This is a genomic window from Xanthomonas floridensis (assembly GCF_001642575.1).
GTDB classification, from domain to species: Bacteria; Pseudomonadota; Gammaproteobacteria; order Xanthomonadales; family Xanthomonadaceae; genus Xanthomonas; species Xanthomonas floridensis.
On sequence record NZ_LXNG01000045.1, the window covers coordinates 16,156 to 36,029 of the forward strand.

The 19,874-nt window shown below is 61.9% G+C and carries 11 protein-coding genes and 1 other RNA gene; 7 read left to right on the plus strand and 5 right to left on the minus strand.

Annotated features, from left to right (window positions below; translation table 11 throughout):
- Positions 1-125 precede the first annotated feature (125 nt).
- Positions 126-1,052 carry a Grx4 family monothiol glutaredoxin gene (gene grxD, locus A7D17_RS18235; protein WP_064510391.1) on the minus strand — a complete coding sequence of 309 codons (927 nt, stop codon included), beginning with the start codon at positions 1,050-1,052 and terminating at the stop codon, positions 126-128.
- A 45-nt stretch (positions 1,053-1,097) separates the two neighbouring features.
- Between grxD and A7D17_RS18240 the strand changes: the two genes are divergently transcribed.
- Positions 1,098-1,889: a polysaccharide deacetylase family protein gene (locus tag A7D17_RS18240; protein WP_193395363.1), complete on the plus strand. Its 792-nt coding sequence runs from the start codon at positions 1,098-1,100 to the stop codon at positions 1,887-1,889.
- A 527-nt stretch (positions 1,890-2,416) separates the two neighbouring features.
- Positions 2,417-4,600 carry a TonB-dependent siderophore receptor gene (locus tag A7D17_RS18245; RefSeq protein ID WP_064510556.1) on the plus strand — a complete coding sequence of 728 codons (2,184 nt, stop codon included), beginning with the start codon at positions 2,417-2,419 and terminating at the stop codon, positions 4,598-4,600.
- Between the two features lie 3 nt (positions 4,601-4,603).
- Here A7D17_RS18245 and A7D17_RS18250 read toward each other — a convergent pair.
- The 4 genes from A7D17_RS18250 to A7D17_RS18265 all read right to left on the minus strand — a co-directional run bounded on the left by A7D17_RS18250 (position 4,604) and on the right by A7D17_RS18265 (position 7,715).
- A non-coding RNA gene (locus tag A7D17_RS18250) (sX9 sRNA) lies at positions 4,604-4,679 on the minus strand.
- Between the two features lie 162 nt (positions 4,680-4,841).
- The gene (locus A7D17_RS18255) at positions 4,842-5,513 is read right to left on the minus strand and encodes a methyltransferase domain-containing protein (RefSeq protein WP_064510393.1); all 672 of its coding nucleotides are present in this window, start codon (positions 5,511-5,513) and stop codon (positions 4,842-4,844) included.
- A gap of 268 nt (positions 5,514-5,781) precedes the next feature.
- Positions 5,782-6,444 carry an SGNH/GDSL hydrolase family protein gene (locus tag A7D17_RS18260; protein WP_064510394.1) on the minus strand — a complete coding sequence of 221 codons (663 nt, stop codon included), beginning with the start codon at positions 6,442-6,444 and terminating at the stop codon, positions 5,782-5,784.
- Positions 6,444-7,715 carry a pyridoxal phosphate-dependent aminotransferase gene (locus A7D17_RS18265; RefSeq protein WP_064510395.1) on the minus strand — a complete coding sequence of 424 codons (1,272 nt, stop codon included), beginning with the start codon at positions 7,713-7,715 and terminating at the stop codon, positions 6,444-6,446. Before A7D17_RS18265 ends, A7D17_RS18260 begins: the two co-directional genes overlap by 1 nt.
- 289 nt (positions 7,716-8,004) lie before the next feature.
- On the opposite strand from A7D17_RS18265, the gene A7D17_RS18270 reads away from it, so the two are divergent.
- From A7D17_RS18270 to A7D17_RS18300, 5 genes are all read left to right on the plus strand, one after another.
- The gene (locus tag A7D17_RS18270; RefSeq protein WP_064510396.1) at positions 8,005-10,170 is read left to right on the plus strand and encodes a type I secretion system permease/ATPase; all 2,166 of its coding nucleotides are present in this window, start codon (positions 8,005-8,007) and stop codon (positions 10,168-10,170) included.
- Positions 10,167-11,588: an HlyD family type I secretion periplasmic adaptor subunit gene (locus tag A7D17_RS18275; protein ID WP_064510397.1), complete on the plus strand. Its 1,422-nt coding sequence runs from the start codon at positions 10,167-10,169 to the stop codon at positions 11,586-11,588. The genes A7D17_RS18270 and A7D17_RS18275 overlap by 4 nt, the downstream gene beginning before the upstream one ends.
- A gap of 4 nt (positions 11,589-11,592) precedes the next feature.
- On the plus strand, positions 11,593-12,216 hold the full coding sequence (locus tag A7D17_RS18280) for a hypothetical protein (protein WP_239692250.1): 624 nt from the start codon (positions 11,593-11,595) through the stop codon (positions 12,214-12,216).
- Between the two features lie 139 nt (positions 12,217-12,355).
- Positions 12,356-12,919: a hypothetical protein gene (locus A7D17_RS23365; RefSeq protein ID WP_239692251.1), complete on the plus strand. Its 564-nt coding sequence runs from the start codon at positions 12,356-12,358 to the stop codon at positions 12,917-12,919.
- Between the two features lie 32 nt (positions 12,920-12,951).
- A complete protein-coding gene (locus A7D17_RS18300) occupies positions 12,952-19,785 on the plus strand; it encodes a calcium-binding protein (RefSeq protein WP_239692252.1) in 6,834 nt (2,277 codons plus the stop codon).
- Positions 19,786-19,874: the final 89 nt, after the last annotated feature.

Below are 19,874 nucleotides of genomic sequence, written 5' to 3' on the forward strand. Positions count from 1 at the left end.
CCGTGTGCCAGCGGCGAGGTTGGCTGGCTGTTGCCGTGGTCGACGCGCGTGCAGGCCGCGCAGTCACGCTTAGCGGGTGAGGCCCGGGCGACGGCTGCGCCCGCATGGCGGACGCGCTGCCGCGCTCAGTATTTCGCTACGCCGTTGTCCACCGCGTCCGACCACGCGTCGATGCCGCCGGTGACGTTGTAGACGTTGCTGAAGCCCAGCCCGCGGAAGTGCTCGGCCGCCTGCAGGCTGCGCCCGCCGCGGTGGCACAGGAACGCCAGCGGGGTGTCCTTGGGCAGTTGCTCGATCGCCTGGCGCTCGTGCGCATCCAGGGTGCGGAACGGCGCGGTCACCGTGGCCAGTGCACGTTCGTCGGCCGGGCGCACGTCCACCAGGGTCAGGCTGCCGGCCTTGAGGCGGTCGTCGGCATCGCGCACCGACAGCTCCTGCACCGGCTTGGGCGCATTCGGATTGTCGATGGCCAGGCCGCGACCGCGGATGTCGTCGACCCAGTCGATGGTGATGCCGTCGGCGCGGCGGGCGCTGGCCAGGTCGAACTGCACGCGCAGGCCATTGGATTCGGCCGCGATCGCGTTCGGGTTGGTCGGCGCCAGCTGGAAGTTGGGCTGGAAGTTGGCGTCGATGGCCAGCGTCAGCGAGGCATCCGGCGCATCGGCCAACGCACCCTTGAGCATTTCCACCGCCGCCGGGGTGATGGTGATCTTGGGCGGGCTGCGGTCCGGTGCCTGCAGGCCGAGCATGCTGCTCAGCTCGCCGCTGTCGGCCATCTGCACGATGATGTCGCTGCCGCCGACCAGCTCGCCGTCCACGTACAGCTGCGGAATGGTCGGCCAGTCGCCATAGGCCTTGATGCCTTCGCGGATGTCCTGGTCGGCCAGCACGTTGACGTGGGCATAGTCGATGCCCAGACCGTCCAGCACGCCGACCGCCTTGGCCGAAAAACCGCACTGCGGCATGCCGGGCTGGCCTTTCATGAAGAGCACCACGCGGCTGGATTGCAGCAGCGTATCGATACGGGAACGCAGGGCGGGATCGAGGGACATGGCAGCACTTCGGTCGGGTCGTGGAGACCGTCCATTCTACGCCGCATGGCATCATGCGGCATGACCACGCCGGAAACGCTGTATCGCATCCCTTCCCACCCCTACCGCTGGGTGGGCTTGTTCGCCCTCTCGCAGGTCGCGGTGGCGGTGCTGTGGTGGCATCTGGGCTGGGCCTGGGGCCTGCCGGCGCTGCTGGTGTCGCATGCGTTGTTCGTGGTGCCGGTGTTCCTGCCGCGTGCGCGGCTGTATGCGCCGGTCCTGGCGCGGCTGCCGGGACCGGCGCCGCAGGTGTGGCTGACCATCGACGATGGCCCCTCCGACGACACCCCGGCGATCCTGGACCTGCTCGACGCCTACGATGCCCAGGCGACATTCTTCGTGGTCGGTGCACGCGCCGAGCAGCGGCCGGAGCTGGTGCGCGAGATCGTGCGCCGCGGGCACGGCATCGGCAATCACAGCCATACCCATCCGCAGGCCTGGTTCTGGGCACTGGGCCCGCACCGCATGGCGCAGGAGATCGGCCTGGCACAGCGCACCCTGGCTGCCATCACCGGGCAGGCGCCGCGGCTGTACCGCTCGGTGGTCGGCATGACCAACCCCTTCGTCGCCTCGCCGCTGCGCGCGCACGGGCTGACCCGGGTGGCCTGGAGCGCGCGCGGCTTCGACGGCGTGCGTTGCGAGCCGGACGCCACCGTCGCGCGCATCGTGCGCGACCTGCACCCCGGCGCCATCGTGTTGCTGCACGAGGGCGCCGCGCACGGCCACAACCTCACCATCCTGCGCGGCGTGCTGGACGCGATGCAGGCGCGCGGGCTGGCGGGGCGGCGGCCGGATTGAGCTTGGCGCGGGCGGTGTGCGCTGCCAGCGCACGCGGCGCCGTAGCTTGGCGTGCCGGTGCCGGTGCCGGTGCCGGCGGCTGACGCAGTGGGTGCGCCGCGTTGCATCGAGACTGCAGCGATACGCCAGTGCGCACGATCAGGCCGCTGCTGCCGGTAGCGCCCGTGGTCGTCAAGCCGATCATTACGCGCGCTGCGCGCTGCGTGTTGCCCTGGCTGGGCTGGCGCAGCAGCCAGGTGCTGGATCAGGGAGCCAGACGCGGCGATACAACGAACGCAGTGGCGGCAGTGCGTATGGAGGTGTAACGCGGAAGTTTCCATTGCGTCGCATGCGAGTGGTGTTCCGTCAGGTCACACCAGTGCGTGCCGCAGGGTCAGCCGCGCGCGCCTGCGTTCTATTGACAGCAGTTTCAAGCAGATCGAACATGCGCGCCCCAGCCAGCTTCCGGATCGCGCTGTTTCGCGCCGCGCTCCGCGCCAGCCTCCATGGCCGTCGTCGACGGCAGTTCCGATCATGAGGCTGACCCCATGTTTCATCGCAATGTCTCCGCGCGTGCCGCCGTGCGTGCGGATTTCCGTTCGTCGCGCGTCGGTTTGACGCCGTGCGTGCTGGCTGTGGCCTGTGCATGGCCGTGGATGGTTGCCGCGCAGTCGGCCGCGCGCGATCCGGTGGATCTGGATGGCCTGCAGGTACAGGCACATCGCGGTGCCGCCAGCGAAGGGCGCGATTCCTACACTGCCGATATTGCGCGCAGTTCGACCAAGCTGGAGTTGTCGCTGCGCGATACCCCGCAGTCGGTGGTGGTGGTGACGCGCCAGCAGATCGTTGATCGCAACCTGCAATCGCTGCAGGACGTCACCGACACCGTGGCCGGCTTCAATTCGCCGACCTGGGATACCGAGCGCACCTACATCACCGCACGCGGCTTCGAGGTGGACTACTACCGTATCGATGGCATCCCCACCGACTACAGCGGCGATGTGCAGCAAAACATGGCGATCTACGACCGCGTGGAAATCGTCCGCGGCGCCAATGGCCTGACCTCCGGTGCGGGCAGCCCGGCCGCCTCCATCGACCTGTTGCGCAAGCATGCCGACAGCGGGGTGGCCACCGGCCGCGTGGATCTGTCGGCCGGTCGCTGGGATCGCTACCGCGGCACGGCCGATCTGCAGTCGCCATTGAATGCCGCCGGCAACGTGCGCGGCCGCGTGGTGGCCAGCTACGAAGACAAACAGTCCTTCCGCGATTACTACAGCAAGCAATCCACGCTGTTCTACGGCATTGTCGATGCCGATTTCAGCGCGTCCACCAGCGGCTATATCGGCGTCAACAAGCAGCGCAACGATGGGCGCGGCACGACATGGGGCGGAGTGCCGGCATATTTCAGCGATGGCAGTCGCACCGACTTCGCGCGCTCGGATGCGTTCACGCCGCGCTGGGCACGTGGCGTGGCCGATACCACCAACGCGTTCGCCGGGCTGACCCACCGCTTCGACAATGGCGCGCAGCTGCACGTGGAATATTCACACCAGCGTTTTGAAACCGACTGGAAGTCGGTGCTGTTCGGCTATCTGGATTATCCGGACAAGGACACCGGCCTGGGCCTGTCCAGCACCTTCGGCGGCAGCTACCCCACGCTCAGCGCGCAACACAGTCTGGATGCCTATGTCAGCCTGCCGTTGGGGCTGTGGGGCCGCGAGCACGAGATTGTGGCCGGCGCGACCTGGATGAATCGCAACGTGCGCAGCTGGTCCAACGCACCTCTGCAAGCATTGACCGCCGAAAGCGTCTACGCCTGGACCGGCACCATGGCGCAGCCAGCATGGTCGCCGCTGAGCAAGGGCGAAGAGCGGCAGGTGCGCCAGGTGGCCGCCTACGCGGCCGGGCGCTTCCAGCTGAGCGATGCGTTGAAGGCGATCGTCGGCGCGCGCGTCACCGACTGGAAGAGCACCGATGAGTTGCTGCCGGCCAATTCCTATGCGCGCCGAGGCCGCACCACGCCGTATGCCGGCCTGATCTTCGATGTGGACGACCATCATTCGCTGTATGCCAGTTACACCGGCATCTTCAAGCCGCAGAACAATCGCGACCGCGGCGGGCGCTATCTGGATCCGCTGGAAGGCACTAGCTACGAGATCGGCGCCAAGGGTGCGTACTTCGGTGGCCAGCTCAACGCCGCACTGGCGCTGTTCCGTATCGAACAGGACAACCTGGCCGTCAACGACCCGGGGCAGCTGGTGCCGGGCACCACCACCCAGGCCTATCTGGCTGCCAAGGGCACGGTCAGCCAGGGCGTGGAGTTTCAGCTCGATGGACAGCTGTCCGAGCAATGGCGCATCGCGCTCGGGTTTGCCCAGTTCGATGCCAACGACGCCAGCGGCGTGGACGTCAATCCGACCAGCCCACGCCGCGAAGCCACGTTGTTCACCAGCTGGCAGACCGGACCGTGGCGACTGGGCGGCGGGCTGAGCTGGCAGTCGGCCATCCACGAGCTGATGGCGGGGCCGCAAGGCACGACGCAGCGGCTGACCCAGGGCAGCGTGGTGCTGGCCAATGCGATGGCGCGCTACGACATCACCCAGGCATGGTCGGCGCAGCTCAATGTGCGCAATCTGTTCGATCGGCGTTACTACGCCAACATCGTCTACCAGAGCCAGCTGATCTACGGAGACCCGCGCGATGTGGAGCTGACGCTATCCTGGAAGTTCTAAGAGCGCTCACAAACCGCAGCGAGCGATCGTCAGGCAGGTGCGCACGGCGCGGAGGAACCGGCGTGTCCGAGCGGTACATGCCGATTCCTCCGCGCCGGCCGTGCCCGCCTGGCGGCCACGCAGTAGGAGTGTGAGCTGCTTTAGGGGGAGCACGGCGCGCGTCCGGTGCGCAGGTCAGCAATGGGGACGGTGCATGCAGCCACCGGGTCTGCTTGCACTGGTTGTGCCAAGACCGCCGTGCTCAGCGCGGTTCGGCCACGATCAGCCAGTTGTTGAACGGCGTATTGCCGTACAGCGGCGCAAACGTGGCGCGCAGGCCTGCGGCATCCATCTGGGCCTGCAGGCTGTCGCGGGTGGGGTAGCTGCGCGGCATGCGTTGCATCCAGCCGCTCAGGTGCGCCAGCACGTCGGTGACGCGGCTGGTGCGGCCGCGCCGGCTGTCGTCGCCCAGGGCGCTGCGGATCACCAGCTTGGCACCGGGGGTCAGCATCTGCGCCACGCTGCGCAGCAGGCCGGCCTGCATGTCCGACTGCAGGTACTGCAGCACATCCAGGATGGTCACGCTGCCCTGGTGCTGCGGCCATGCCAGGCTCAGGTCGACCACCTCGAATCTGGTATTGCCCAGCGCCGAACGCTGCGCGATGTGGTGCGCGCGGCGGATCTTGGAGGCGTCCACATCCACGCCGTAGTACGCCAGCGCCTGGCCATCGGCGCGCAGGGCATGGGCCAGCAGGCCCAGCCCGCAGCCCAGGTCCAGCACTGGCGCGGTAGTGCTGCGCAGCTGTGCCAGCACGCCCGGATACAGCGGGTCGGTGCGCAGCTTGGCCTGGGTGTAGTAGTAGTCGTACCGGTTGCCCAGCGGATGCGGGGGCAGGAAGGCGCGTGCAATGGCCAGCGCCTGTGCGCGGCTCATCGGTTGGGTAGCGGGGCTGTGCAATGTCGTTCCTTGGCAATCAGGCGTGTTGCGCGGGTAGCTTAGGGCCTGGCGGCGCGATTGGGGTAGGCCGGGTGTGGCGTTTCTGCGACCTGCCTGGACAGGCCAGAACGTGCTGGCGGCTGTGCTGGAGGTCATCGGCAACGCAGGTCCCCGCGACGTACGAGAGCGGAAGATCTGCCGCCAGATGATCCTGCTGCCTCTCTTATGCGAGCGCCGATAGCGGCTGCCGGCGCCGGGCCACTGGCTAGAGCGGCAGAGGGCCGATCGGGTCCACCGAGCCGATCGCGCCCAGTGCATCGCGCGCTGCGGGCAAGGCCACGGCGGCCCAGCGCGCATACATCGCGGCCGAGGGGTGCAGGCCATCCTCGACCAGCATCTCCACCGCATCGCCGCCGTCGCGGCTGGTGGGTGTGATATCGATGAAGCGGATTGCGCGCTCGGCACAGCGCTCCGCCGCCACAGCGTTGAATGCGTCGATCTGCGCCGCAATCAGGCCGGCGTCGCGGCCTTGCGCGCGTGCGAACGGCGTCAGCCCCCAATCGGGAATGGACAGCACCAGCACGCGTGCGGCATGGCCGCCGGCAAGCTCGATCGCGCGCTGCAGCAGCGCATCGAACTCGTTGCGGTAGTCGTCCAGTGAGCGCTCGCGGTACTGGTTGTTGACACCGATCAGCAGGCTCACCAGATCGAACGGACCCTGCGGCGCGGCCGCGTCGATCCCGGCCTGCAATTCGTCGGTGGTCCAACCGGTGGTGGCGATGATCTGTGGTGCTTGCACCGCCCAACCATGCGCACGCAGGCCATCGGCCAGCTGCGCCGGCCAACCCTGCGCAGCGGCGACGCCTTCGCCAATCGTGTACGAATCGCCCAGCGCCAGATAGCGCCGCGGCATGCCCAGCGCGGCCATCAGGCCACGCTGCGCGGTTTCAGCGGCACCACCTTGGTCACCGCCTCGGCGCGGCGTGCCAAGGCGCGGTCGATACGTGCGAACACATCGCGCATGACGCTGGCTTCCGGCATCAGGGTCACGCGGAAGTGATGGCGGTACGGCACGTTGAAGCTGGAGCCGGGCACCACCAGCACGCCTTCTTCGTTCATCAGGTCCAGCGCGAACGCGTGATCGTCGAAATTGCGTGCGGCCGCACCGACCACCGCCGGGAAGGCGTACAGCGCCCCGGCCGGTGCCACCAGCTGCAGATGCGCGCTGGCCGCACAGGCCTCGATCACCGCACGGCGGGTTTCGTACAGGCGGCCACCGGGCGCGCACAGCGCCGAAATGGTGTCCGGCCCGTTGACCGCCGCATCGATGGCGTACTGGCCCGGTACGTTGGCGCACAGGCGCAAGGCGCCGAGCAGGTCCATCGCGTTGCGCAGGTCGTTGATGCGCGATTGCTCGCCGGACAGCAGCGCCCAGCCCACCCGCCAGCCGCAGGCGCGGTGCACCTTGCTCAGGCCGCTGAAGGTGATGCACGGATGCGCACCGGCCAGCGGCGCTACCGGCACGAATTCCGCGCCGTCGTAGAGCACCTGGTCGTAGATCTCGTCGACCATCAGCAGCAGGTTGTGCTTGGTGGCAATCGCCACGATGCGCTCCAGCAGCTCGCGCGAATAGCTGGCGCCGCTGGGGTTGTTCGGGTTGATCAGCACGATGGCACGGGTGCGCGAGGACACCAGCGTCTCGATCTCCACCGGATCCGGCTGGAAGCCGTTCTCCGGGGCGCAGCGGTAATACACCGGGCGGCCGTCGTTGAGGATGGTGGCCGCCGACCACAGCGGGTAGTCGGGCGAGGGCACCAGCACTTCGTCGCCGGGATTGAGCAGGGCGCGCAGCGACAGGTCGATCAACTCGCTGACGCCGTTACCCAGGAAGATCCGATCCGGGTGCGCATCCGGGTGCTGGCGGCGCGAATACGCGGTGGCGATGGCTTCGCGCGCTTCCGGCAGGCCCTGTTGATGGGTGTAGGGATCGGTGCGGCCCATGTCATCGGCGATCGCGCGCTGCAGATGCTCCGGCGCACGGAACCCGAATGCACCCGGGTTACCGATATTGAGCTTGATCAGCTTGCGGCCCTGCGCCTCCAGCTCCCGCGCTCGTCGCGCCAGCTCGCCCCGGATCTCGTAGCGGACTTCGGACAGACGCTCGCGGATGGCGAGCGGCTTTTGCGGGGCAGTGGACATACGGCGGGCCGGTGGTAGGCGTGAGGCTTGGCATGGTAGCGGAAATATGACAGGCGGACATGCTTGCATCGGCAACGATGTCAAGAGGCGCCGCTGCGGCTCCCTATTAGTAGGTATGGCCATTGGGGAATGGCATGAGCGGACATCAATGCGTGCATCTCAGCCTGGGAGACGCCTGATCGAAAAAATAGATCGTCAGCGAGGGGTTGGCTGATTGACAGCTTCTTAACATCTCCAGATTCTATTCCATCACTTGAGCCCGGCTTGGGCTCTACAGCAAGGAACGCGTATGTCAGGGGGAAGTGCGTCGCTCTCGTTAGTCGAGGGCGGCTCGTCGGTGCAAGACCGACCGGATCTGGGGCTGCAGGGGTTGGTCCTGCTGGCGCAATTTCATGGCGTTGCCGCAGACGCGGTGCAACTAGCGCATGGGTTCGGACGAGGCGGCGAGCCGTTCGACGAAACCACGCTGCTGCTGGCAGCCAAGCAATTGGGGCTGAAAGCCAAGGTCGTCGCCCAACCGGCAGCGCGGATCGGCATGGCGGCGTTACCGGCCCTGGCCCTGGTGCCGGATGGCGACGCGTTTATCGTCGCAAAGGTGGGGGCGGACCAGATCCTGATCCACGATCTGGTCGAAAAGCGGCCACGCTCCATCTCTCCCGCCGAGTTCGAAGCACGTTACCAGGGGCGGTTGCTACAGGTGGCCTCGCGAGCTTCGGTGCTGGGCGACCTGGCCAAGTTCGACTTCAGCTGGTTCATTCCTGCGGTGGTGAAGTACCGCAAGTTGATGCTCGAGGTCTTTATCGTCTCGTTCTTCATCCAGCTGTTCGCGCTGATCACGCCACTGTTCTATCAAGTGGTGATGGACAAGGTGCTGGTGCACAACGGCCTGACCACCCTGGACGTCATCGCGATTGGTCTGGTCTCGATGGCGGTGTTCGACGTGCTGCTGTCCGGACTGCGTACCTACGTCTTTGCCCACACCACCAGCAAGATCGACGTGGAGCTGGGTGCGCGGCTTTTCCGGCATGTGTTGTCGCTGCCGCTGGCGTATTTCGAATCGCGGCGGGTGGGCGACACCATCGCGCGCGTCCGCGAGCTGGAGAACATCCGCAACTTCCTGACCGGACAGGCGCTGACCTCGGTGCTGGACCTGTTCTTTACGGTGGTCTTTCTGTCGGTGATGTTCTGGTACAGCGGCTGGCTGACCTTGATCGTAGTGCTGTCGTTGCCGCTGTACGCCACCATCTCTGGCCTGATCACCCCGGTGCTGCGTCAGCGTTTGAACGACAAGTTCGCGCGTGGCGCAGACAACCAATCCTTCCTGGTGGAGACGGTCAGCGGTATCGGCACGGTCAAGGCGATGGCGGTGGATCCGCGCGTGACCCGTACCTGGGACAACCAACTGGCCGGCTATGTCAGCGCCGGTTTCAACGTCACCCGTATCGCCACGCTTGGCCAGCAGAGCGTGCAACTGGTGCAGAAGCTCACCGCCGTGGCGGTGCTGTTCTGGGGCGCAAAGCTGGTGATGGAAGGCAAGCTGTCGATTGGCCAGTTGATCGCCTTCAACATGTTGTCCGGCCAGGTCACCGCGCCGATCATTCGCTTGGCTCAATTGTGGCAGGACTTCCAGCAGGTCGGCATTTCGGTCGAGCGGCTGGGCGACATCCTCAATACCCGTACCGAGGTGCCGGGCAGCCGCCTGGCACTGCCGCCGATCCGTGGGCAGGTGACGTTCGAGCGAGTCACGTTCCGCTACCGGCCGGATGCGCCCGAGGTGCTCAACGGGATCGAGCTGGACATTCGCCCAGGCGAAATCATCGGCATCGTCGGCCGTTCCGGCTCCGGCAAGAGCACGCTGACCAAGCTGGTGCAGCGGCTCTACACGCCCGAGCGCGGGCGTGTGCTGATCGACGGCCAGGACCTGGCGCTGGCCGATCCGGCCTGGTTGCGTCGTCAGCTGGGTGTGGTGCTGCAGGAGAATTTCCTGTTCAACCGCAGCGTGCGCGAAAACATCGCGTTGACCGATCCCGGCATGCCGCTGGAGCGGGTGATCCATGCGGCCAAGCTGGCAGGTGCCCACGACTTCATTCTGGAACTGCCGGAAGGCTACGACACCAAGGTTGGCGAGCACGGCACCGGTTTGTCCGGTGGGCAGCGCCAGCGCATTGCGATCGCGCGCGCACTGATCGGCGATCCGCGCATTCTGATTCTCGACGAAGCCACCAGCGCCCTGGATTACGAATCGGAACACGCAGTGATGCGCAATATGCGCGCGATCTGCAAGGGACGCACCGTGCTGATCATCGCCCATCGCCTGTCCACCGTGCGGCAGGCCAATCGCATCGTCGTGGTGGAGAAGGGACGCATCGTCGAGAGCGGCTCGCATGCCGAGCTGGTCGACCGGCCGGAAGGCCAGTACGCGCATCTATACAGACTGCAACAGGGGACACCATGAAGCACCTGCTCCAGGGATGGCGCGATTTCTTTCTCCGCTATTTCAAGATCTTCAAATCGGCCTGGGCGGTGCGCCGCCAGCTCGATCCGCCCGCGCGCAGCGCCGACGAGCGCGCGTTCCTGCCCGCGCATCTCGAACTGACCGAAACGCCTGTCTCGCCCACCGCGCGCTGGACGATGCGCATCATCATCGGCTTCTTCTGTGTCGCGCTGCTGTGGGCGTGCCTGGGCAAGCTCGATATCGTCGCCGTGGCACCAGGCAAGACCGTGGTCGACTCGCGGACCAAGGTGGTGCAGACCGCAGAAACCGCGGTGGTGCGCAGGATCCTGGTGCGCGACGGACAGGCGGTGAAGAAAGGCCAGTTGCTGGTCGAACTCGATGCCACCGCCACCGGCGCCGAGTTCGCCCAGGCCGGCGACGCGCTGGTCAATGCTCGTCTGGCCGCGCTACGGCAGGCAGCGTTGGCAACCGCCATTGCCACCGGACTGCCGCCGCAGCTGGATCCCGCTCCGGATCTCCCCGCCGAGCGCGTGGCCAACGAGCAGCAATTGGTCAGCAGCCAGTTCGACGCATTCCAGGCGCGCCGGCATAACCTGCAAGCCAGCATCGCCCAACGCCAGGCCGAGTTGCAGACCACCCAGGACGCAATCGAACCGCTGGCCGAATCCGCACGCATTTCGAAAGTGCGCGCAGAAGACTACGGCCGCCTGGTCGAAGGCAAGTACGTCGGCCGCCATGACTACCTGTTGCGCGAACAGGAACGCATTGCCGCAGAAAGCCAGCTCGCCACCCAGCGCAACCGCCTGCAGGAAATCCGCTCGGCGATCAGCGCGGCGCAGGAAGAGCTGCGCGTGCTGGTCACCGACACACGCCAGCAGGCACTGGATGCCTTGCGCCAGGCAAGCGAGCAGGCCGGCCAGCTGACCCAGGACGTCGCCAAGACCGGCCAGCGCGACAAGCTGATGGCCCTGCACGCCCCTGTAGACGGCACCATCCAGCAGCTGGCCGTCCACACCGTAGGCGGTGTGGTCACGCCTGCACAGCCGTTACTCGTCGTAGTGCCGGCCGAAGAAGCACTGGAGGTCGAAGTCACTGTTCTGAACAAGGACATCGGCTTCATGCGCCCGGGCCAGCCGGTCACCGTCAAGGTCGACAGCTTCCCCTACACCCGCTACGGCTATCTGACCGGCACGGTCGCCAGCGTCTCCCATGATGCCGCGCAGGACGAAAAGCTGGGTTTGGTGTTCCCGGCACGTATCAAATTGAACGGCAGCACGCTGGAGATCGATGGGGTCAAGGTGCGGATGAGCGCCGGGATGAGCCTGAGTGCGGAAGTGAAAACGGGCAAGCGGCGGGTGATTGATTATTTGTTGAGTCCCTTACGTATGCATGGCTCGGAATCCTTTAGAGAGAGATGAAATTATGAAATTGCTGATGCTCGTCGGTTTGGCCTTAGTCATGACGTGTATGTCTGGCTGCAAGCAAAAGATGAAATGGGAGGAGCAGGTCTGGTTGGAGGAGGGCCGCTTTGTGGAGGTGGAGCGTCAGGCAGAAGGGACGATTGATTTCCCAAATTCTTCGTCAATTGTCACCCGGCATCAAGAATTTAGATATGACCCGTTGCAGGTGCTCTGGAAGGCAGAAGGTGTGACGCAGGTGGAATCTTTTTACATCGTTGGTCGCGATGCCTATCTGATTACAATGGCTAGCAAAAGCCAAGATGAATTTTGCATGGGGCGCCGTAAAGGCGATCTTTTGCTGAATGTCTTGCGTTGGCGTAACGGTAGAGTGCAGGAGATCGACCAGCGCGAAGCCCCCCTTGAACGGATGCGGATGAATCTTTCCGGAAATGCGCACTGGATCCTTCGTAAGGATGGCTGGGCGGGGGGGGGGCGCAACACTTGTCATGGAAAGAAGTTGCGAGAGTTACCGGGCAATGGGACGACCAGCCGCCAAGTTCAGTATTGGATTTTTATGCCGGAACACCAAATTTATCTTGTAGTTAAGGAGGGCGGAGTGATTTGGCCAGGCTGCTGTAACCAATGAAGTGCATTCACGCAATGCAGCGGGCATTGCGTGAATGCACTTCGCTGGACCGGTCTGAGTGCTGGTTAATTTCAAAAAGAAGTAATCAACGAGGTGCGACGCGATGAAGATGTGTAGGTGGGCGATGGTTGCTGGGCTGATGTCTGCCGCCTTGTTGAGCGGTTGCAGCAACAAAGACACGATGCGCTGGAAGGAGCAGGTGTGGCTCAGCGATGGGCGGCGCATCGATGTAGATCGATATTCAGTAGCTCTGAAGAGTGGCTTTCCCAACTCGACCGATGGGCCACCTATTTATCAGGAAATTAACTATGCGCCTTTAGGAGTTCACTGGTCTGCCAAAAGCGGGGTGAAGGGAGTTCCGGAAATGCTTTCCTTCGATATCGTGGATGGTGACGCCTACTTGGTCGTTGTTGATGAAGACCTCGAAGAATTCTGTGTTGGCAAGCCGAAAGGAACTTATTTGATGAGTGTCTATCGTTGGCGCAATCGGGAAATGCAGGAGGTAAATCAGCATGAAGCACCTATCGCTCGCATGGGTATCAATCTGTCGGGAACCGGGAATTGGGGCTTTCGTCATGCCGATAGACCTGTGACCTATCTGTCCTGGGATGATATCTCCTATGTAACGGGACAAAGAAGTGCCGGGCCGCCGATGCGAATTTCTGAGTTCTACAGTGATCGTAAATACGCGATCTGCAAATAAAATACAAATTTAATTAAAAGGAGTAAATGGCCATGGATTTTAGCAAACTTCAGTTTGATTACTCGCAGCTGGCCGCGAATGTTTATGGAGCAAAGTCCAGTGTGAGGTCGGGACTGAATACTGTTCAGCTCCCCGAAGGATGGAACCAGATCGACGAGAAAATCTCGCAGAGCGGATTCATGGCTAGGGCCTATCGCAATGCGGCCACGGGCGAGGTGGTGGTCGCTTATGCAGGGACAACGCTAGAAGAAGGTCAAGCGCTCGATGACTGGATCACGGGAAATGTACCAGCAGGCGTAGGCGGGTTCTCGCAACAGGTCTTCGAGGCCATAGAGTTCTACTTGAATGTACTGCGCTTGCCAGGCGTGGACCAAGCGAAGACTAGTTTCACCGGTCATTCGCTAGGCGGCGGGCTCGCTTCGTTGATGGCGGTCTATTTCGATAAAAAAGCGACTGTCTTCGATCAAGCGCCTTTCGAGAAGTCGGCGGCAACCTCTGCATACGACCTGTATCTGGAACCATTGAAGTACGCAGGCTATACCCTTCCTCAGGAATTTGAAGACTACGATTTGCTCCATTACAACGAGCGTAAATCGAACGTGCAGCAGATTGTGGTGGCGGGCGAGGTACTCAGCTATGGCACTGAAAATTTGTTCAAGATCAATGATGGAAATCCGCTTGTGCTCGATCCGGAAGCGGAAGATATCTTTGGCTGGGGCGGAAGCGTAGGGGCTGACTTCGCCAAGGCGGTCGACCTGCACTCGATGACATTACTTGCGGGGTTCATGAATTCGGAAATATTCTTTGAAATCTCGAAGAATTTCAAAGAGTTGCTGCCAAGAATATTTCGAGGTGCATATCAAGATGTTGTTCCGACAAATCGTATTACTAGTACTTTGCTTGAATTGCTGGTCCAGCGCCAGATCGTAGGAGAGGGTTCGCTCGACACGCTCGCGGCTGACGTGGCGAAAATCGTGGGCACCGACCTGCGCGGTGCGGATGGTTCGTTCGTCCTGCATGGAGACGGCTACGGAAAAGAAATTAATCTAGCCGCGAGCCTAGTAGATGTGGTGCTAGCCGGAATTTATCAGCAAGCAAACGGAAGATCGCCCCAGGACGGATTCTCTGGTCGCATGAGCGAAGTCCTGACTCGAGCCGATGGCCATATCACATTCGACGCTGACGCGCTTGGCAGGCAGGCACAGCGAGGCGTCGACTCACTCAGCCAATATGTCTCTGCAAGAACACAAAACCTTGCCCTCGATACGAATCTTCTGGAACGTGCACGCTGGGGCGTTCAGGATGGCGCCGCCATGCGCTACGTCGGTTCCGATTTCGACGTTCGCTCGGACGTTGTGGTGGCACTGCACGGCAACAACACCATCACCGTTGGCGGCGGCGACGATCTGGTCCTGGGCGGCAACGGCGACGACGATATCAGTGGTGGATCGGGCGATGATCTCCTGTACGGTGGCGCTGGATTCGACACATACCGCTTTCTTACCAATGAATCCCTTCTAGTCAGTGCAGACCGCATCTACGACAGCGGCGGCGATGGCGCTGTGTATGTCGACAACGTAGCAGTGACGGCAGGTGTCCGCCTGACGGAGACGACGTGGGCCGATTCCACCGGTAACTTGCGATTGACCATGATTGCGGATCCGGTCCATAGATTAATTGTCACCAATCTGCTTAGCGGCGACACGATCCATGTCGAGCGGTGGCAGAACGGCCAATTAGGAATTTCTCTCGGCGGAGAGATAAGTGTTCTGCCACCAGTGGGCATGAAGTGGGATGGCGATTTGACGCCAGAAGGTGCCAACATCAATGGCGTCTTTCAAGGGAATGAAGAGGCAGAGGCGTTCTATACGGGTTTCGGCGAAGATGTCATCGACGCTGCCGGCGGTATCGACGTCATCAACGGCGGATCTGGCAGCGACGTCATCAATGGTGGCGATGGCAACGATTTCATCGTAGAAGTGGCCAGGACGGCGCGTAATCTGGACCGGTGGATCGGTGCTCCGCCCACCGACAGGGTGCTGGCCAGTGGCGTGGGTTTCATGGTCGGTCTGCGCAGCGGTAATGCGGAAGATGCGCGCACCTACTACGAAGACGTCTTTTTGGGGTTGGTTGGCACCATCCGGAACGGTGGGCCGTCGTTCTATCCCGATCCGGAACTATTCGCCGATGGTGGCGACGTAATCGACGGCGGTGGCGGTTCGGATCTGATCATGAGCGGCGAGGGCAACGATATTGTCGATGGCGGCATCGGCAACGACGTGATCTCCGGCGGACATGACAGCGATATTCTGATGGGCAACGACGGCGACGACCTGATCTTCGGGGACCGGATCAACGGAGTCCTTGCAGGCGAAGAGGTTGCCAATCTGTCGTCTGCAGCGCGTGCCGACGGCGACGACATCATCGATGGTGGTGCCGGCAACGACGAGTTGCGGGGCGATGGCGGTAACGACCAGATCTGGGGTGGCCAGGGCGATGATGTCATTCTCGGAGACACTGTCGGAATGGAGGCGTCGCGCCAGGGTAACGACAGCTTGCATGGCGGTGAGGGCCAGGATCAAATCTGGGGCGGCGGCGGCAATGACACGATCTCTGGCGATGCGGGCAACGACACCATCTTCGGTGACTTCGTGGTCGGCCAGTTGGATCCCCAATTCCATGGCGCCGATCGCATTAGCGGCGGTGTCGGCATGGACTGGATCAATGGACAAGGCGGCGACGATGTTATCGACGGTGGCGATGATGCCGACACGTTGCTGGGGGGCGCTGGTGCAGACGTCATCAACGGCGGCACAGGCTACGACCTGATTGTCGGCGACGATTTCGATGCCCCGGAAAACGAGCAGGGCAACGATACGATCAATGGCGGTCTTGGGGACGACACGATTCTCGGCATGGGCGGCAACGATCAGTTGGTCGGCGGCGAAGGCAATGACAGCCTCTACGGTGACGATCAGGTTGGCAATTTCGCCGGCAACGACAAGCTCTCCGGCAACACAGGCGACGACTACCTCGACGGTGGCCGGGGCGACGATCAACTCGACGGTGGCACCGGCAACGATACCCTCATCGGTGCAGAAGGAAACGACACCTACCTCATCAAGGCCGGTGACGGTCACGATGTAGTGAGCGGCTTGGGCGATCAGTCGGCGGGTAGCGACACCATCGCGCTAAGCGGCTTGTCGAGGAATGAGGCGACGTTCCGGCGCAGCGGGAGTGCGCTGGTGATGACATTCGGCACAGACCAATCGGTTCGCCTGGACGGTTTTCTTGCGCGCGACAGTGGCGGGCATCGGATCGTCTTTGGTGACGGCTCCGCGATGGATCGGGCTGAGGCTTTGAGCCTACTTGGTGGCGGTACTGCGGGCGATGATGATTTGCAAGGTAGCGATCAGGACGATGAACTTTACGGCCAGGGTGGTAACGACAAGTTGTACGGCCAAGAAGGTAATGATTCGCTCAATGGCGGAATCGGCAACGATCTTGTATTCGGTGGGGGCGGAAACGATCTGCTCGAAGGCGGCGACGGCGATGATCTTCTCGACGGCGGAACCGGCGACGACCGCCTGTCCGGCGGGGCAGGCTCCGATGTTTTTCGCTACGGCATCGGCTACGGGAACGACAGCATAGCCTTTGATCCTGCTGCTGATATTCGACAAGTACAGCTTCTCGATATCGTAAATCCAGCTGATATGTACTACGCGCTCAAAAATGGCGCGCTGGTAATGACTATTATCGAGACTGGTCAGAGCATCACCATTGAGGGTTATGCCGGTGTCAATGGACCAACCGCGCGGATCGTCCTAGCCGATGGGGCTGAGCTTTTGCCTGAGCTGTTGTGGAGCGGTGCTAACGAAATCGAAGGAAGTTCGGGAGACGATCAGCTTTACGGCTACGACGGCGAGGACTATATCTATGGCTTCGGCGGCGACGACCGTATCTGGGGTGGAAATGACAGAGATTATCTGGTCGGTGGCTGGGGTAAGGACACAATCTACGGTGGCAGCGGTAACGATATGTTGCAGGGAGATTCCCACTACCCCTATTGGTGGATGAATGGTGGGGAAGACGATTATCTGGATGGTGGTGAGGGTGACGACAACATCTACGGTAATGACGGGAATGACACTCTGCTGGGTGGTGCAGGCAATGACTCTATTAGCGGGCAAGATGGTGCTGATGTCCTGAATGGTGGCGCCGGTAACGATGCGCTTTACGGAAACGCGGGTTCAGATCTCTATGAGTTTGGCCGCGGTGGCGGTCGTGACATCATCCGGGAGTTCGGTTGGATGGGAGAGAGTGGGCCGCAGTTTGGCGATATCGACACGCTTAGGTTCGATGCCAGTGTGCTGAAGGAAGAAATCGTTGTGTATCGAGACGATCGCTTCAGCAGCACGTTGCAGTTTGTGATCGAAGGCACCGACGATTCGATCGCCGTGCTGGATTTCTTTGATTACTTGACTTACAACACGCGCGATTCGATCGAGCAGGTCGTGTTCACCGACGGCACCACCTGGGATCTGGAGGAGATTTTATATCAGGCCATGCGCGGCTCTCATCGCAACGACAACCTGATGGGTTTGTACGCCAAGGATGATTTCATCAATGCCGGAGCAGGCAATGACCGGGTGATGGCGCTCGAGCATGACGACACTATCCAGGGTGGGAAAGGCAACGACAGCATAGAAGCGGGTGAGGGTGACGATGTCCTGCTAGGTGGCAGTGGTTCAGACATTCTCTCTGGCGATGCTGGCAACGACATTTACCGTTTCGGCCTGGGCTCTGACTTGGATGTCATCACCAATGGCTCAATCGTACTCACCGATCATGATGTGATTGAGCTTGGTGAAGGCATTACTACCGAGAACATCCGCCTCGCACGCTCCGGCGATGCATTGGTGATTGACATCGACGGCCATGCCGACCGGCTGATCGTCCTGGGGCACTTCATCACCGACGAACACTGGAGCCGTGGTGGCCCTATTGATGCTTTACATTTCGCCGATGGCACCATTTGGGTTCAAGAGGACATCCTGGCAAAGCTTGTTGCACCTCTCGAAGCTATCGCGGTCAACATCGATGGTGTGCCCTATGCCGATCTTCAGGATGCTGGCGGCTACGTCATCGGCATCCAGAATACGTTGGGCGAGGTCCACCGTGAAACGGCGGGAGCCACTTGGTTCGATATCGGGCCAGGGGAGGCGCGCCTGTTTGGCGGTGCTTCCGGGGATACCTACGTGTTCGGCAAGGGCTATGGGAGCCAGGCGATACACGATGCCGGTGGAACGGACCGGGTCCTGTTCAATGCTGACTTGTCACCAAGCGACGTGACCCTTTACAAGCTCGGCAACGATATGGAAGTGCATGTGGAGGGTCAGTCGCCGCTCACCATCGTTGGATTCTTTAGCGAAGGCGGCATGGCGGCGATCGAATCGATGGTCTTCGCCAACGGAACTGTCTGGGATTCCGCATGGCTGCATACCAATGCCGTGAACCCGGACGTAACCTTGAACGGAACTGCGGGCAGCGACATCCTGCTTGGAAGCGTCGGCAATGATCAGCTATTTGGGCTGGAGGCTAATGATCAATTAGAAGGCGACAGCGGTGACGACCTGCTCGACGGCGGCACCGGTGCGGATGTGATGCGTGGCGGCAAGGGTAGCGACACCTACGTGGTGGATGATGCGAGCGATTCGATTTTCGATAATGGGTATGCCAGTGATTCCTGGACGAGAGAAATCAATACGGTACGTAGCAGTATCGATTACACGCTGGGCGTAAACTTGCAGCGGTTGATTCTTGATGGAACTGCCGATCTCAACGGGACTGGCAACGGAGAATCCAACACCCTGCAGGGCAATGCTGGCGCCAATGTTCTGACCGCCGCGGCTGTGGATGATTACTCCTCCTGGGCCGATTGGATCGATGGCGGTGCGGGAAATGACATTCTGATCGGTGCCTGGGGTAACGACACCCTTATTGGTGGGGCCGGTAACGACCGCATGGAAGGCGGTGGTGGCGATGATCTCTACTATGTCGACAGTCTTGGTGATGTCATCGTCGAAGCCGAGGACGAGGCTCCTTCATTCCCCATGGCAATGGCGATGCAGTTGTCGAGCGACGCGACGAATTCATCTGTCGGGGATTCAGGAGCCCCTGGCATTCCCGCAATGGGCGAACATCCTTATCGCAATGGTGACACGGTGGCCGCCAGCATCGACTTTACTTTGACTGAGGAGCTGGAGTCGCTGATTTTGGTCGGTACAGCCGTAAACGGTACCGGGAATGAGTTCAGCAATTGGCTAAGCGGGAACGCGCAAGACAACGTGCTGAGCGGCCTAGGTGAGTATGACACCATCTATGGCGGTGCCGGGCGCGATGTCTTGTACGGTGGCGATGGTGGGGATGAGCTGGATGGCGAAGATGGCAACGACACGTTGGTTGGTGGCGATGGCGATGACTTCTACATCTATACCGCTGGGCAAGGTCACGACACCATCGTGAATGTCGATGTCTACGGCGAAGATATGTTGCGTGTGAGCGGAGCCGCATTCGATCAATTCAGGTTCGATCGTATTGGCGATGACATGGTCGCAACGTTGAGTGATCAATCCGGTAGTTTGACGTTCAAGGATTGGTACACGGAGAGTGCCAACCGTGTCGACCGGCTGTACGACCGGAATTGGATGGAACTCACCTCCGATCAAGTAGACAGCTTGGTCGGTGGGGCGGAGTTGAGTCAACTGATTGGTGCGATGGCACAGGGCGAAGCGGGACAGGAGGTCTATGCGCAATCCTGGAGCGAACGCAGCAATCAGCCACATCTCATGATCGCTGCGGTCTGACGGTCTTTATTGCTGAATCCTTTCCCCGCAAAGGCCGTCATCGGTTTTGCGGGGTTTGGGCTGCAAACTACGTGGTGTTGCGCGCTGGT

Bases quoted from the DNA above. Each gene is read 5' to 3' on its own strand.
- A7D17_RS18265 (WP_064510395.1), bottom strand. From the start codon at position 7,715: ATGTCCACTGCCCCGCAAAAGCCGCTCGCCATCCGCGAGCGTCTGTCC.
- A7D17_RS18255 (WP_064510393.1), bottom strand. From the start codon at position 5,513: ATGAGCCGCGCACAGGCGCTGGCCATTGCACGCGCCTTCCTGCCCCCG.
- A7D17_RS18270 (WP_064510396.1), top strand. From the start codon at position 8,005: ATGTCAGGGGGAAGTGCGTCGCTCTCGTTAGTCGAGGGCGGCTCGTCG.
- A7D17_RS18240 (WP_193395363.1), top strand. From the start codon at position 1,098: ATGGCATCATGCGGCATGACCACGCCGGAAACGCTGTATCGCATCCCT.
- A7D17_RS18300 (WP_239692252.1), top strand. From the start codon at position 12,952: ATGGATTTTAGCAAACTTCAGTTTGATTACTCGCAGCTGGCCGCGAAT.
- A7D17_RS18245 (WP_064510556.1), top strand. From the start codon at position 2,417: ATGTTTCATCGCAATGTCTCCGCGCGTGCCGCCGTGCGTGCGGATTTC.
- grxD (WP_064510391.1), bottom strand. From the start codon at position 1,052: ATGTCCCTCGATCCCGCCCTGCGTTCCCGTATCGATACGCTGCTGCAA.
- A7D17_RS18280 (WP_239692250.1), top strand. From the start codon at position 11,593: ATGAAATTGCTGATGCTCGTCGGTTTGGCCTTAGTCATGACGTGTATG.
- A7D17_RS23365 (WP_239692251.1), top strand. From the start codon at position 12,356: ATGTCTGCCGCCTTGTTGAGCGGTTGCAGCAACAAAGACACGATGCGC.
- A7D17_RS18275 (WP_064510397.1), top strand. From the start codon at position 10,167: ATGAAGCACCTGCTCCAGGGATGGCGCGATTTCTTTCTCCGCTATTTC.
- A7D17_RS18260 (WP_064510394.1), bottom strand. From the start codon at position 6,444: ATGGCCGCGCTGGGCATGCCGCGGCGCTATCTGGCGCTGGGCGATTCG.